The sequence below is a fragment of the Modestobacter sp. L9-4 genome, assembly GCF_019112525.1.
Classification (GTDB): domain Bacteria; phylum Actinomycetota; class Actinomycetes; order Mycobacteriales; family Geodermatophilaceae; genus Modestobacter.
Genome location: NZ_CP077800.1, coordinates 2,415,678 through 2,429,631, shown reverse-complemented (window position 1 = coordinate 2,429,631; position 13,954 = coordinate 2,415,678). Strand labels below are relative to the sequence as shown.

Sequence of the window (13,954 nt, the reverse complement as noted above, 5' to 3'; positions counted from 1 at the left end):
GTGCGGAGGGTGAGGAGAACGGGGTCCTTCTACTTCTTCAGTGCGGGACGGCCTTCTCCGCACCGATGCCGGTCAGCGACCGGACCTCGAGCTCGGCGTACTTGTCGACGTCCGGGCGCTCCTTGGACAGCTTCGTGCCCAGCCAGCCGAGGAGGAACGACAGCGGGATGGAGACGATCGCCGGGTTGTTGAGCGGGAACCAGGAGAAGTCCACGCCCTGGATGAGCGAGGTGCTCTTGCCCGTCGTGGGGTTGACCTTCGCCCCGGAGACGACCGGGGAGAAGACGATCAGCGTGACGCAGGCGATGAGCCCGCCGTAGATCGACCACAGCGCGCCCCGGGTGGTGAAGCCCTTCCAGAACAGCGTGTAGAGGATCGTCGGCAGGTTCGCCGACGCGGCCACCGCGAAGGCCAGCGCCACCAGGAACGCGATGTTCAGGCCGGCCTGCAGCGCCAGGATGCCCAGCCCGATCGCGACCGCGCCGATCACGATGGCGGCGATCCGGGCGACCCGGACCTCCGACTCCGGCGACGTCTGCCCCTTCTTGATCACCGAGGCGTAGACGTCGTGGGCGAAGGACGCCGACGCGGTGATCGTCAGCCCGGCGACCACGGCCAGGATGGTGGCGAACGCGACGCCGGCGATGATGCCCAGCAGCGCCGTGCCACCGAGCTCGAAGGCCAGCAGCGGGGCCGCGGCGTTCACGCCGCCGGGGGCGGCCAGGATCCGGTCGGCCCCCACGAGGGCGCCGGAGCCGTAACCGATGACCAGGCTGAACAGGTAGAAGACGCCGATCAGCCAGATCGCCCAGACGACGGACTTCCGGGCGTCCTTGGCGGTGGGCACCGTGTAGAAGCGCATCAGCACGTGCGGCAGGCCGGCGGTGCCGAGCACCAGGGCCAGGCCCAGGGAGATGAAGTCGAGCTTCGACGTCCCGGTGGCGCCGTACTGGGCGCCGGGGCTGAGCACCTGGCGCGGGGTCTTGGCGGCGTCCGCGCTGTCCTGTGCGGCACCGAGCAGCGAGGACAGGTTGAACCCGTACTTGCCCAGCACCCAGACGGTCATGACGAAGGCGCCGATGATGAGCAGCGTCGCCTTGATGAGCTGCACGTACGTGGTGCCGCGCATGCCGCCGACGAGGACGTAGAAGATCATCAGCGCACCGACGACGACGACGGTGGCGGCCTGCGCGGCCTCACCGGTCACGCCGAGGAGCAGCGTCACCAGGCCACCGGCACCGGCCATCTGGGCCAGCAGGTAGAAGAGGCTGACCACCAGGGTGGACAGCGCGGCCGCGGTGCGCACCGGGCCCTGCCGCATCCGGAAGGCCAGGACGTCGGCCATGGTGAAGCGGGCGGTGTTGCGCAGCAGCTCGGCCACCAGCAGCAGCGCCACCAGCCAGGCGACGAGGAAGCCGATCGAGTAGAGGAAGCCGTCGTAGCCGTAGACGGCGATGGCCCCGGCGATGCCCAGGAACGAGGCGGCCGACAGGTAGTCACCGGCGATGGCGAGCCCGTTCTGGGTGCCGCTGATGTTGCGGCCGGCGGCGTAGAAGTCCGCGGCGCTCTTGTTGTTCCGGCTGGCCTTGAACGTGATCACCAGGGTGATCAGCACGAACACCCCGAAGATCGAGATGTTGACGGCCGGCTCGCCGATGGTGGCGGCGTCGGCGGCGATCACGTCATGCACGGGTGGCTCCCTTGCTGCCGCTGCGCGGAGCGGAGAAGTCGCGGTCCTCGAGGCGCTCGCGCATCTCGTCGGCGATCGGGTCGGTGGTGCGGCCGGAGTACCGGACGTAGAGCGTGGTGATGGCGAAGGTGGACACGAACTGCCCCAGGCCCAGCAGCAGGCCGAGGTTGACGTTGCCGAACACCTCGGTGGACATGAAGTCGTGCGCGTAGGTGCTGAGCAGCACGTAGAGCAGGTACCAGGCCAGGAACGCCACGGTCATCGGGACGGCGAAGCGACGGAACCGGCGGCGCAGCTCGGCGAACTCCGGGGAGTCCTGCGCGGCTCGGTACTCCTGCGGGGTCAAGAGCTTGCGTTCGGTCGGTGGGGTCACGGTGGCACCTCACTGTGCGTAGCCTGAGTGGTGATCGCGGTCACCCTAGGGTGTGCAGGCTCACATCGGCAGGGTTCGTGTCCTGATGGTTACGGAGCCGGACCGGAATGTCCCGAGAGTGCATCCGACCGCAATCGCGGGGAAACGGCGGCCTGGTGCCATGGGTCCATGGCCTCCTCCTGGACCGTGCGTCCCCGGCCCGGGGCCGCCGCGCCGGCCACCGGCTGGTACCCGGTGGCCCGCTCCGCGCAGGTCGGGACGACGCCGCTCCCGGTGGGCGCCGGCGGGCGGGCCTGGGTCGTCCTGCGGCTGCGGCCGGGGGCCGAGGTGACCGCCCTGCCACCCCGCTGCCCGCACCGCCTCGTGCCGCTGGTGCACGCGACGGTCGTCGACGGCCGGCTCCAGTGCCCGTACCACGGCTGGCAGTTCACCGCGGAGGGCCGCTGCGCCGAGATCCCCTCGCTCGGCCCGGCCGGCACCCCGCCGCCGCGCGCCGACCTCACCGGGCCCTGGGCGGTGGAGGAGCGCGACGGCTGGGTCTGGCTGGCCCCCGAGCGCACGTCCACCGTGCGGCCGCCGAGGTCCGGGGGCGCGGTGCCCACGCCGGAGCCGGTGCCGGCGTTGCCGACCCCGGCCGGGCCGGTCCTGGGCAACCTCGATCCGTCCCTGGAGCACGCCTGGCACCCGGTCGCGCTGGCCGAGGAGCTGCACGAGGGCGGGTACGTCCAGGTGCGGCTGCTCGGCCGGAACTGGACGGTGCACCGCCGCGGCGGCGTGCTGGACGCCGACCCGCCCGCCTGGGGCGTCGTCGAGCGGCACGGCCTGGTCTGGATCGCGCCGGCCGAGCCGCGGGACGCCCCGCTCACCGTGCCCGAGGCCACCGACCCGCGGGCGGTGCGCGCCTGGCTGCCCACCACCCGCAGCGGCGCGCCCGCCGGCCCGCTGACCGACCTCCTCCTCGACGCGGCGCACGTCCCCGTCGTCCACCCGGGCACCGCCGGCGCGCACGAGCCGGTCACCGAGGTGACGCCACAGGCGGGCGGGTCGACCAGCGTGGTGTCCACCGGCCCGGGGCGCCGCACCACCGCCGTCCACCGGGCGCCGTTCCGGCTGCGGCTGCGCACGGACGAGCTCGACACCGGCGCCGCCCGCACCACGCTGTTCCTCCTGCAGCCCGAGGACGACGACTCCACCCGGGTCTTCAGCTGCCTGTTCCTCACCCCGCCACCCGGGACGACGCTCACCGCCGACGAGGTCGCGGCCGAGGTGGCCGCGGCGAGCGCCGTCCTGGCCGGGGACCTGGAGCTGGCCGCCGGGCTGGAGAGCACCGGCCTGCCGCTGCTGCCCCGCGACGAGCTGCACGTGCCGGCGGACGCCCCCGGGGTCGCACTGCGCCGCACGCTCGCCGACTTCGCCGCCGGACCACTGCGCCGGTCGGCCTGACGGCCCGGTCGCACGGCGCCGGGACGGGCGGGGGACGATCCACCGCGTGAGCACGCCCCGACCCTCCGAGCACGGGCCCTTCGAGCGGGGCACCGACGGCCCCCGGGTGATCCTGGTGGGGCTGGACGGGTCACCGACCTCCATGCGGGCCGCGGCCTACGCCGCCGGACTCGCCCGCCGGCAGCGGGCCCGGCTGGTCGTGGTCTTCGTGGCCGAGGGCGGACCGGCGATGGCCGGGCTGGTGCCCGGCGCGGGCGCCGTCGTCCGGGAGGCCAACACCGAGGTCGGCACCCGGCTGCGCGAGGAGCTGATGCCGCTGGCGCACGAGCTCGGGGTCGAGGTCGACTTCCGCATCCAGCGTGGCGACCCGGTCGGGGAGATCACCCGCACGGCCGACGAGGTCCTCGCCGACGCCGTGCTGGTGGGCGCCTCCGAGCAGGCCGGGCACCGGGTGGTCGGGTCGGTGGCGGTGCGGCTGGTGCGGGCCGGCCGCTGGCCGGTCACCGTCGTCCCCTAGACCTCAGGCCGGGGCGGGTTGCGGGTCGGCGGCGAAGGTGGTGCCGACCAGGTCGCGGTGCACGGTGAGCATCCGCCAGAGCACCAGCGAGAGCAGCAGCAGCCCGGCGCCGGAGACCGCGAACACCGTGGGCACGCTGGTGGCGCCGGCGAGCAGCCCGCCGGCCAGCGTCCCGAGCGGGATGCAGCCCCAGACCAGCGTGCGGTAGCCGCCCTGGACCCGGCCGAAGAGGACCTCGGGGATGAGCGCCTGGCGCAGCGACATGGTCAGCACGTTCCAGAACATGACGCCCGCGGTGCTGGCCGCGAACAGGACGCCGGCCACGACCGCGTTGCCGGTGGCCGACATCCCGATGATCGCCAGCGCGCTGAGCACCGAGCCGGCGACGAGGGTGGCGGTGCGGCCGATCCGCCCGGCCAGCGGCGCGGCCCCGAGCCCGCCGAGGACGGCGCCGACGCCGGCCGCGGTGAGCAGCAGCCCGTACCCGGCGTCGCTGACCCCCAGCTCGTCGAGCGCGTAGAGCACGAGCAGGCCGCTGGTCATCGACTGCACCAGGGCCGTGGCCGCCGAGACGAGCGTGAGCCCGCGGAGGAAGCGGTGCCGCCACAGCCAGCCGACCCCCTCGGCGACGTCCCGGCGGATCGTGGTGCGGGGGCCGTCGGCGCGGGCGGGGCGGTGCCGGCCGGCGATGCCCAGCACGAGGACGGCGGCGAGCAGGAAGCCGCCCGCGGTGGTGAGCAGCGGGACGGCGACCGCGAGGGCGAACAGCAGCGAGCCCAGCGGTGCGCCGAGGAAGCCCTGGCTGGCCTCCTCGGCGGTGGTCAGCAGCCCGTTGCCCCGGTCGAGCTGCTCGCGGGCCACGACCTGCGGCAGCATCGCGCGGGCGGCGCTGTCGTAGACGGTCTCGGCCACGCCGATGGCGAACGCGACCGCGTAGAGCACCGGCAGCGAGGTCGTGCCGGTGAGCGCGGTCGCCGCCAGCGCGCCCAGGGCCAGCGCCCGGACGGCGTTGGCGACGGCCATCGCGCGCTTGCGGTCGACCCGGTCGACGACGGCGCCGGCCGGCAGCGCGAACAGCAGCCACGGCAGGAAGGACAGCGAGGCGAGCGCGGCCACCTGCACCGGGTCGCGGGTCAGGGTGGTCGCCAGCAGCGGCAGCGCCACCCGGTTGACCCCGTCGGCGAGGTTGGAGGCAGCGCTGGCGGCGTAGAGCCGCCAGAACGCCGGGCCGAGGGGCGTGGACACACCGGCGACCCTGCCAGGCCGGGACGACGGGACGCGGGTGCGCCGTTCAGCCCAGCGCAGAAGACCGCGCCCGTGGACCCGTGCCCGGCCGCCACCGGCAGCCCTCATCCCGCGGGTGGACACGCGGTTCACCCCGCAGGACGACGACCGCGCCCGAGTGCGTCCCTACGCTCGCTGACGTGGACCGCCGGCTGCTCGAACCCGCGGCGACGCGGCGGCAGCACGACCAGCGCGTCGACGTCGCGATCGCCGCCACGGTCGGGGTGGCGTGCGTCCTGCTCCAGTTCGGGGCGGTCAACGGCGGCTGGGCGACCGGCCTGCTGCTGACCGTCGTGCTCAGCGGGGCGCTGGCCTGGCGGCGCAGCGAGCCGGTGGCGGCGGCGGCGGCCGTGGTGGCGGCCTGCCTGATCGAGCTGGTGGTCCTGCGGCACGAGTTCCTGCCGGCCAACGTCGCCGCGCCGGTGATGGTCCACGCGCTGGCCGCGTACGGCCCGCCGTGGGCCGGCCGCGCCGGGCTCGTGGTCGGTCTGCTGGGCGCCGCCCTCGCCGCCACGGTGTTCTTCGGGTCGTACTCGGCCGACGGCCTCGCGCTGGCGCTGGTGGCGCTGATGGTCATCGGCGGCATCGTCGTCGCGTCCTGGAGCGCGGGCCGCTGGCGCCGCCGGGCGGAGACCCGGGACCCCGACGTCCCGTGGACACCGACCGAACCGCTGCTGGAACGGACCGCCCGCTGGTTGCGCGAGCACCCGTTCGGGGTCGACGCCACGCTCGCCGGGCTGGGCGTGCTCGGCCTGGTGCTCGCCCCGGCGTCCGGGTACGAGCCCGCCGGACGGGCGGTCCTCATCGGTCTGCTGCTGGTGGTCCCGCTGGCCTGGCGCCGGCGCCGGCCCGTCCGCGCGGCGACCGTGGTCGTGGCCGCCTGCCTGGTGGAGCTGGTCGTCCTCCCCGCCGACTTCCTGCCCGCCAACGTGGCCGCCCCGGTGGTGGTCTACTCGCTGGCCGCCTACGCGCCGCGGTGGGCCAGCCGGGCCGGGCTGGCGCTGGGCCTCGTCGGCGCGCTGCTGGCCGCCGTCACCGTCGCCTCGTACTCCCGCGGGGTCGACTTCCTCGCCGCCTCGATCGGCATCGGCGTCCTGGTGGTCGCCGCCTGGGCGCTGGGCGACCTGCGCCGGGCCCGGCTGCAGCAGGTGGCCGGACTGGAGGAGCGCGCCCGGCTGCTGGAGCTGGAACGGGAGCAGGAGATGCAGCTGGCCGCCTCGACCGAGCGGGCCCGGATCGCTCGGGAGATGCACGACGTGGTCGCCCACTCCCTGTCGGTGGTCATCGCCCAGGCCGACGGCGGGCGGTACGCCGGGCAGGCCGACCCGGTGGCGGCCACTGCGGCGCTGGAGCAGATCTCCTCCACCGGCCGGCAGGCGCTGGCCGAGATGCGCAAGCTGCTCGGGGTGCTGCGCGAGGGCGACGGGCAGGAGTTCGCCCCGCAGCCCGACGTCGCCGCCATCGACCAGCTGGTCGCCGACGTCCGCTCCAGCGGCCTGGACGTCGACCTGGTGGTGGAGGGCGCGCCCCAGCCGATGCCCGCCGGCCCGCAGCTGGCCGCCTACCGCATCGTGCAGGAGTCGCTGACCAACGTGCTCAAGCACGCCGGCCCGGCCGGGCGGGCCGAGGTGCGCCTGCACTGGGGCCGGGACGCCCTCGAGCTGTCCGTGACCGACGACGGGCGGGGCGCGGCGGCGGTCGTGGAGGCCGACGGGCAGGGACACGGCCTGCTGGGCATGCGCGAGCGGGCCCAGCTGCACGGCGGGCGGCTGACCGCCGGCCCGCGGACCGGCGGGGGTTTCGGCGTCGAGGCCGTCCTGCCCTACCGTGCGTCCCGATGACCGACAACCAGATCCGCGTGGTCCTCGTCGACGACCAGCAGCTGGTCCGCGCCGGCTTCCGCATGGTGATCGACTCCCAGCCCGACCTCACCGTCGTCGGCGAGGCGGGGGACGGCGCCGCGGCGGTGGAGCTGCTGCGCCGCACGCCGGCCGACGTCGTCCTGATGGACGTGCGGATGCCCGGGATGGACGGCATCGCCGCCACCGAGCAGGTGACCGCGCTGCCCGAGCCGCCGCGGGTCGTGGTGCTGACCACCTTCGACCTCGACGAGTACGTGGTGGCCGCGATCGGCGCCGGGGCCAGCGGCTTCCTGCTCAAGGACGCCCCGCCGGAGGAGATGCTGGCCGCGGTGCGCACCGTGCACTCCGGCGACTCGGTGATCGCGGCCAGCTCCACCCGGCGGCTGCTGCAGCACGTCGCACCGATCCTGCGGGGCGCGGGCGGTGCCGCCGACAGCGCGCCGGCCGACGCCTCGGCGCTGGCGGAGCTGACGCCACGGGAGAAGGAGGTGCTGGTGCAGATGGCCTACGGCGCCTCCAACACCGAGATCGCCGCGCAGCTGTTCGTCAGCGAGGCGACGGTGAAGACCCACGTCGGGCGGGTGCTGTTCAAGACCGGCTCGCGGGACCGGGTGCAGGCCGTCGTCCTGGCCTACCGCACCGGCCTCGTCGCCCCCGCCGACCTGCTGCGCAACGCCTAGGGGCCGTGCCGGGGTGACGGTGTGCGCCCGGGCCGGGTGACCGGTCCCGCAACCCGGCCTCGGCGCACACCGTCGACCTGACCGCCGGGCGGCTGCACCGACGGCAGGTCAGCCCAGGGGATGACGTCGGGTCATCCCCCGGCCCCAGGCAGGTGCCGACGAGGACCCACCTGTGCGGCGACGCGGGAGGAGGGCTCCGGGCGAGAGCGTGATCACGACCTGATCACCGCTCTTGGAGGCCGAAGTGTCCGTCCCCGTCATGACCGTCCCGGGCGAGCCGGCGTCGGTGTCCACCGCCGCCGTCCGCGCCACCGACCTGCGCAAGACCTACGGCTCCGGTGAGACCGCCGTGCACGCGCTGGCCGGTGTCGACGTGGCCTTCGAGCGGGGTGCCTTCACCGCCATCATGGGGCCCTCGGGCTCGGGCAAGTCCACCCTCATGCACTGCCTGGCCGGCCTGGACACCGCCAGCGCCGGGCAGGTGTGGCTGGGTGACACCGAGCTCACCCGGCTGCGCGATGACCAGCTGACCAAGCTGCGCCGCGAGCGGATCGGCTTCGTCTTCCAGTCCTTCAACCTCCTGCCCGTGCTCAACGCGCAGGAGAACATGCTGCTGCCGATGCAGCTGGCCGGCCAGCGCCCCGACCGCGCCTGGATGGACTCCGTCATCGCCCGCCTGGGTCTGCGCGAGCGCCTCGCCCACCGCCCCTACGAGCTCTCCGGTGGGCAGCAGCAGCGCGTCGCCGTCGCCCGCGCACTCCTCCCCCGCCCCGACGTCGTGTTCGCCGACGAGCCCACCGGCAACCTGGACTCCCGCGCCGGGGCGGAGGTGCTGGACCTGCTGCGCTCCAGCGTCCGCGAGACCGGCCAGACCGTCGTCATGGTCACCCACGACCCCGTCGCGGCCGCCTACGCCGACCGCGTCGTCCTGCTCGCCGACGGCCGGCTCGCCGGTGAGGTCCACCAGCCCACCACCGACTCCATCATCAACGCCCTCCGCGGACTCGGGGCCTGACCGGCATGCGCGCCGTCACCCTCGCCAGCATCCGCGCCCACCTGCCCCGGCTGGTCGCCTCCACCCTCGCCATCGTCATCGCCGTCGGCTTCGTCGTGGCCACCCTCGTGCTCAACGAGACGATGAAGGCCACCGTCAGCGAGGCCGCCGGCGCCCGCTACGTCGACGCCGACGCCGTCGTCACCTCCGCGGACGGCAGCGGCCTGGCCGGCCAGGTCGCCCCCCTCAGCGCACTGGCCGGCGTCCGCGCCGTCGACCCGGGCTACGAGACGTCCGTGTCGGCCGTCGTCCCGGGGCGTACCGGCGCCCAGTACCTGTCCGTCGAGTCGGTCGCGGCCGACCCGCAGCTGCGCTGGCAGCACCTGAGCGCCGGCGCGTTGCCGACGGGGCCGGGCCAGGCCGCGGTCAGCGAGCGCGTCGGGGCCGCCCTCGGCGACGTCCTGCCGATCACCACCTACGGCGAGGACGGCCAGGAGTCGACCAGCGAGGTCACCGTGGTCGGCATCGTCGACCTGCGCGGGGACCCCACCGCCGACGTCTACGGCCGGCTCTACGCCACCGCCGACCAGGCCGTGGCCTGGGGCGCGCGGGAGCCCGAGGAGCTGCGGGTCGCCGGTGCCGAGGGCAGCGACCCGGCCACGGTCGCCGCGACGGTCAGCAGCGCACTGGCCGGGACGCCGCTGACGGTGCGCACCGGCGAGCAGCAGGCGCAGAAGGCGGTGGACGACCTGACCGGCGACGCCGACTTCCTGACCACCGGCCTGCTGCTCTTCGCCGGTATCGCGGTGCTGGTCGCCGGGCTGGTCATCGCCAACACCTTCGCCGTCCTGCTGGCCCAGCGCACCCGTGACCTGGCGCTGCTGCGCTGCGTCGGCGCCACCGCCCAGCAGGTCCGCCGCAGCGTCCTCGGCGAGGCCCTGGTCACCGGCCTGGCCGCCTCCGTCCTCGGGGTGCTGGCCGGGGTCGGGCTCGCCGCCGGCGTCTCGGCGTTCGTCGGAACCGACTCGCCGATCCCGCTGGCGGGGGTGTCCGTGCCCCTCTACGTCGTCCTGACCGGGCTCGCCGTCGGCACGCTGACCACGCTGCTCGCCGCGCTGGCCCCGGCCCGGGCCGCCACCCGGGTCGCCCCGCTGGCCGCCCTGCGGCCGACCGACCCGACCCCCCTCCGCTCCCGCGGCGGGGTGGCCCGGCTCGTCACCGGGCTGCTGCTGGTCCTGCCCGGGGGAGGCCTCATGGCCCTCGGCGTCGTGGTGCACGAGGTGCTCATCGCCTTCCCCGGCGTCGTGCTCACCTCCCTCGGCGGCCTGCTGCTCGCCCAGCGGATGGTGCCGCCGGTCGTCGCCGCCGCCGGCCGGCTCGTCGGCCGGGTCGGTGGGCTGCCGGCCCGCCTGGCCGCCGGCAACGCCACCCGCAACCCGCGCCGGACGGCGGCCACCGCCACCGCGCTGCTGATCGGCGTCACCCTCACCACCGCCATGGTCGTGGGCGCGAGCTCGACCCGGGCCACGGCGCAGGCCGGGCTGGCCGCCGCCTACCCCACCGACGTCACGGTCCAGGGCAACGGCGACCCGCTGCCGGCCGGCGTCCTGGACCAGCTGCGGGCGGTGGACGGCGTGGTCGCCGGGACGGCGCTGACCAGCGCCACCCTCACCGGCCCGCAGGGTGACGAGTACTCCGTGCTGGGCGTGGACGCCGCGCAGGCGCTGCCGGTGCTGCGGTCCACCACGCAGCTGAGGCTGCCCGAGCCGGGCACCGTCGTCCTGCCCGGCTGGGCGGAGGAGTCGTGGGGCGTGCCAGTCGGCCAGACCGTCACGTTCAGCGGCCCCGGGGGGTCGCGCACGCTGACCGCGGTGAGCGGGGAGACCGACGAACCGCTCATGGCCGCGGCCGACGTGGCGGCGCTGTCCCCCGACGCCGCCGCCGGGACGCTGTGGCTGCGGCTGGCCGACGACGTCGACCAGAACGACGTCGTCGACGAGGTCACCGACATCGCCGGCACCGCCGTCCCGAACGCCTGGGTCAGCGGCATGGCCGCCGAGCGGGCGGCGATCGACCAGGTCGTCGACGTCCTCCTGCTCATCGTGACCGGCCTGCTCGGTGTCGCTGTGCTCATCGCCCTGATCGGGGTGGGCAACACCCTCGCGCTCTCCGTGGTCGAGCGGCGTCAGGAGAGCGGGCTGCTGCGGGCCCTGGGCCTGACCCGCGGCCAGCTGCGCGGGCTGCTGGCCTGGGAGGCCGCTCTCGTCGCCGGGGTCGCCGCGGTGCTCGGCGTCGTGGTCGGCGGGGTGTTCGGCCTGGTCGGGGTGTCCTCGGCACTGCAGGACGTCGGCGAGCTGGCGATCAGCGTCCCGTGGCTGCAGATCGCGGCGATCGTGGTCGTCGCGACGGCGGCCGGGCTGCTGGCCTCGGTGCTCCCGGCCCGCCGGGCCGCGATGACGCCGCCGGTGGCCGCCATCGCCGGCTGACCCGGGCCCCGGCCTCCCGGGGACGCCGTCGGCCACGCTCGTGCCCTCCTGCCCCACCGGCAGCAGGGCACGGGCGTCGCCACGTCCGACGCGCGGGGCGCTGGCCGGGCCACAGCCGTCCGGGGGATGCTGGTGCCGTGCCGTTCCTCCGTCGCACCGCCACCGTCACCGCCACCGCCGCCCTGCTCGGCGGGGCCAGCTGGGTCGCCCGCGCCGCCTGGGGCATCCCCACCGCGCTGGGCGCCAGCCGCCGCCAGCTGCGCCCGACCGTCACGGGGTCGGCGCAGTTCCGCGAGGGCAAGTTCCACAACTCGCTGCCCACCCCCGCGATGAGCCCGGCCAACGCCCGCGACGGGCTGCTCCGGCAGTGGCACCAGGAGCGGCACAAGGGGCTGCCCGGCGGCCCGATCCCGCTGGTCGACAGCGACCTCCCGGCCGAGGCCGGCGAGCTCGCCGTCACCTGGTTCGGCCACTCCAGCGCCCTCCTCGAGGTCGACGGGCGGCGGGTGCTGGTCGACCCGGTGTGGGGTGAGCGCGTCTCCCCCTCCCCGACCATCGGCCCCACCCGGCTGCACGAGCCGCCGGTGCCGCTGGAGAGCCTGCCGCCGGTCGACGCCGTGCTGATCAGCCACGACCACTACGACCACCTCGACCTGCCCAGCGTGCGGGTCCTGATCCGCACGCAGACGGCGCCCTTCGTCGTCCCGCTCGGCATCGGGGCGCACCTGCGCGGCTGGGGCGTGCCCGAGGACCGGATCGTCGAGCTCGACTGGGACGGCGCCACCACCGTCGCGGGGCTGACCCTGACCTGCACCGAGGCCCGGCACTTCTCCGGCCGCTTCCTCGCCCGGGACACCACGCTGTGGTCGTCCTGGGTGGTCGCCGGCCCGCGGCACCGGGTGTTCTTCGGCGGTGACACCGGCTACACCCCGGCCTTCGCCGGCATCGGCGCCCGGCTGGGCCCCTTCGACCTGGCCCTGCAGCCGATCGGGGCCTACAACCACAACTGGCACGCCATCCACATGGACCCCGAGGAGGCGGTGCGCGCGCACGGCGACCTCGGCGGCAAGGTGCTCATGCCGATCCACTGGGCCACCTTCAACCTGGCCTTCCACCGCTGGGCCGAGCCGGTGCAGCGGCTGCTGGTCGCGGCGGCCGCGCACGACGTGCAGGTCGTCGTCCCCCGGCCCGGCGAGCGGGTCGACGTCCTCGCGCCGCCGCCGCTGCACGACTGGTGGACCGAGGTCGGTTCGGCCGAGGACGACGGCGGCGACCCGGTGCCGTCGGTGCGACGGACCGGTCCCGGACCCGGGGTCAGCCCCCGCCGCTGAGCCGTCCGGGGCGCCGACCAGCAGGTCAGCGCCCCGTCCGGGCGGGCGGCGCTTGATCATCCCGGTGCGCGGGAGGGTTGGCGGGCCCCACAGCGGGCACCCAGGCTGCCGACGATCCAGCCCGGGTCACCAGGAGGCACGCCATGGCAGCGCACAGCGACAGCTCGTCCGATCCGGCCCCCACCGAGTCCCTGGGGAGCACGGCGGCCGGCGCCCACGCCGCCCCCGGCGGGGCATCAGCGCTCACCAACCGGATCGTGGCCCCCGACCGGGACGCGACCAACGCGATCCCGGTCGACCGCACGGCCGGACGTGACCACGAGGAGACGTCGGAGCGCACCGCCGCCATCCCGGCCGCCGACCACGGCACGTCGTCCGAGCGCACCGCCGCCATCCCCGCCGCCGACCACGGCACGACGTCCGAGCGCACCCAGGCGATCCCGGCCACCGACCACGGTGCCGACGCCACCCAGGCGATCACCTCGCGGTCCGCCCGACCCGCCGCGGGCCTCTCCGACGACACCACCGCCCAGCAGCCGGCCGTCGACCCGACGCCGACGGCGGGCCACTCGACCCTCCCGGCGATCGCCGCACCGGCCGCCGCGGCCACCGTCGCCGCGCCCGCCCCGGCCGGGGGCCCGGACACCGGGGACACCGCCCGGCACCGCGTGCCCGACCCGGTCGAGCCCCCCGTCGCCCCCACCGGCGAGGCCGCCCGCAAGCAGGTGGTCGCCGCCCAGAAGGAGCGCTTCGGCGGCATCTCGTGGGGCTCGGCCTTCTTCGGCTGGCTGTCGGCCAACGGCATGGCGGTGCTGCTCATCGCGCTGCTGTCGGCCGGCGGGCTCGCCTTCGGCCTGTCCGACAAGGTCGCCTCGGTCGACGCGGCCGCCGACTCCGCCACCTCCGGCATCGGCCTGGGGGCCGGCATCGCGCTGCTGGTCGCGCTGTTCCTCGCCTACCTGGCCGGCGGCTACGTGGCCGGGCGGATGGCGCGCTTCGACGGCGGCAAGCAGGGCCTCGCGGTCTGGGTGATCGGCCTGGTCGTCGTCGTCCTGCTGGCGCTGGCCGGTCTGGTGTTCGGCGCGCAGTACAACGTGCTGGCCCAGCTCGACCTGCCGCGCATCCCGATCGACGAGGGCACCGCCACCACGGCCGGGATCATCGCGCTGGTCGCCGTCCTGCTGGCCACGCTGCTGGGCGCCGTCCTGGGCGGGCTGCTCGGCACCCGCTACCACCGCAAGGTCGACCGCGTCGGCTTCGACGCCTGAGCGGAGTGGATCCGTGCCGGTGACCG

The 13,954-nt window shown here is 75.5% G+C and carries 11 protein-coding genes; 8 read left to right on the top strand and 3 right to left on the bottom strand.

All coding sequences use genetic code 11. From position 1 onward, the window contains the following. Positions 1–37: 37 nt before the first annotated feature. Both KUM42_RS11450 and KUM42_RS11445 read right to left on the bottom strand, forming a co-directional pair. Positions 38–1,690, bottom strand: a complete 1,653-nt coding sequence (locus KUM42_RS11450) for a cation acetate symporter (RefSeq protein ID WP_237492362.1) — start codon at positions 1,688–1,690, stop codon at positions 38–40. Further along, positions 1,683–2,063, bottom strand: a complete 381-nt coding sequence (locus KUM42_RS11445) for a DUF485 domain-containing protein (protein WP_237492360.1) — start codon at positions 2,061–2,063, stop codon at positions 1,683–1,685. The genes KUM42_RS11450 and KUM42_RS11445 overlap by 8 nt, the downstream gene beginning before the upstream one ends. A gap of 168 nt (positions 2,064–2,231) precedes the next feature. Here KUM42_RS11445 and KUM42_RS11440 point away from each other — a divergent pair, with 168 nt between their 5' ends. Both KUM42_RS11440 and KUM42_RS11435 read left to right on the top strand, forming a co-directional pair. Further along, positions 2,232–3,506, top strand: a complete 1,275-nt coding sequence (locus tag KUM42_RS11440) for a Rieske 2Fe-2S domain-containing protein (RefSeq protein WP_237492358.1) — start codon at positions 2,232–2,234, stop codon at positions 3,504–3,506. 46 nt (positions 3,507–3,552) lie between these two features. Next, positions 3,553–4,023: a universal stress protein gene (locus tag KUM42_RS11435; RefSeq protein WP_237492356.1), complete on the top strand. Its 471-nt coding sequence runs from the start codon at positions 3,553–3,555 to the stop codon at positions 4,021–4,023. 3 nt (positions 4,024–4,026) lie between these two features. On the opposite strand, the gene KUM42_RS11430 is transcribed toward KUM42_RS11435, so the two are convergent. Beyond that, positions 4,027–5,268 carry an MFS transporter gene (locus tag KUM42_RS11430; protein ID WP_237492354.1) on the bottom strand — a complete coding sequence of 414 codons (1,242 nt, stop codon included), beginning with the start codon at positions 5,266–5,268 and terminating at the stop codon, positions 4,027–4,029. A gap of 179 nt (positions 5,269–5,447) precedes the next feature. On the opposite strand from KUM42_RS11430, the gene KUM42_RS11425 reads away from it, so the two are divergent. From KUM42_RS11425 to KUM42_RS11400, 6 genes are all read left to right on the top strand, one after another. Continuing rightward, positions 5,448–7,148, top strand: coding sequence for a sensor histidine kinase (locus KUM42_RS11425; RefSeq protein WP_237492352.1), 1,701 nt, complete (start codon positions 5,448–5,450; stop codon positions 7,146–7,148). Further along, complete coding sequence (locus KUM42_RS11420; RefSeq protein ID WP_237492349.1) at positions 7,145–7,849, top strand: response regulator transcription factor; 705 nt, start codon at positions 7,145–7,147, stop codon at positions 7,847–7,849. Before KUM42_RS11425 ends, KUM42_RS11420 begins: the two co-directional genes overlap by 4 nt. Positions 7,850–8,108: 259 nt before the next feature. Next, positions 8,109–8,864: an ABC transporter ATP-binding protein gene (locus KUM42_RS11415; protein WP_370629360.1), complete on the top strand. Its 756-nt coding sequence runs from the start codon at positions 8,109–8,111 to the stop codon at positions 8,862–8,864. Between the two features lie 5 nt (positions 8,865–8,869). Further along, positions 8,870–11,329 carry an ABC transporter permease gene (locus KUM42_RS11410; protein ID WP_237492344.1) on the top strand — a complete coding sequence of 820 codons (2,460 nt, stop codon included), beginning with the start codon at positions 8,870–8,872 and terminating at the stop codon, positions 11,327–11,329. A gap of 137 nt (positions 11,330–11,466) precedes the next feature. Beyond that, positions 11,467–12,660, top strand: a complete 1,194-nt coding sequence (locus tag KUM42_RS11405; protein ID WP_237492343.1) for an MBL fold metallo-hydrolase — start codon at positions 11,467–11,469, stop codon at positions 12,658–12,660. A 143-nt stretch (positions 12,661–12,803) separates the two neighbouring features. Next, complete coding sequence (locus KUM42_RS11400) at positions 12,804–13,928, top strand: hypothetical protein (RefSeq protein ID WP_237492341.1); 1,125 nt, start codon at positions 12,804–12,806, stop codon at positions 13,926–13,928. Positions 13,929–13,954: the final 26 nt, after the last annotated feature.

What these genes read in the sequence shown, in the direction of transcription:
- KUM42_RS11440 (WP_237492358.1), top strand. Translation starts at nt 2,232, where the DNA reads ATGGCCTCCTCCTGGACCGTGCGTCCCCGGCCCGGGGCCGCCGCGCCG.
- KUM42_RS11420 (WP_237492349.1), top strand. Translation starts at nt 7,145, where the DNA reads ATGACCGACAACCAGATCCGCGTGGTCCTCGTCGACGACCAGCAGCTG.
- KUM42_RS11415 (WP_370629360.1), top strand. Translation starts at nt 8,109, where the DNA reads ATGACCGTCCCGGGCGAGCCGGCGTCGGTGTCCACCGCCGCCGTCCGC.
- KUM42_RS11410 (WP_237492344.1), top strand. Translation starts at nt 8,870, where the DNA reads ATGCGCGCCGTCACCCTCGCCAGCATCCGCGCCCACCTGCCCCGGCTG.
- KUM42_RS11400 (WP_237492341.1), top strand. Translation starts at nt 12,804, where the DNA reads ATGGCAGCGCACAGCGACAGCTCGTCCGATCCGGCCCCCACCGAGTCC.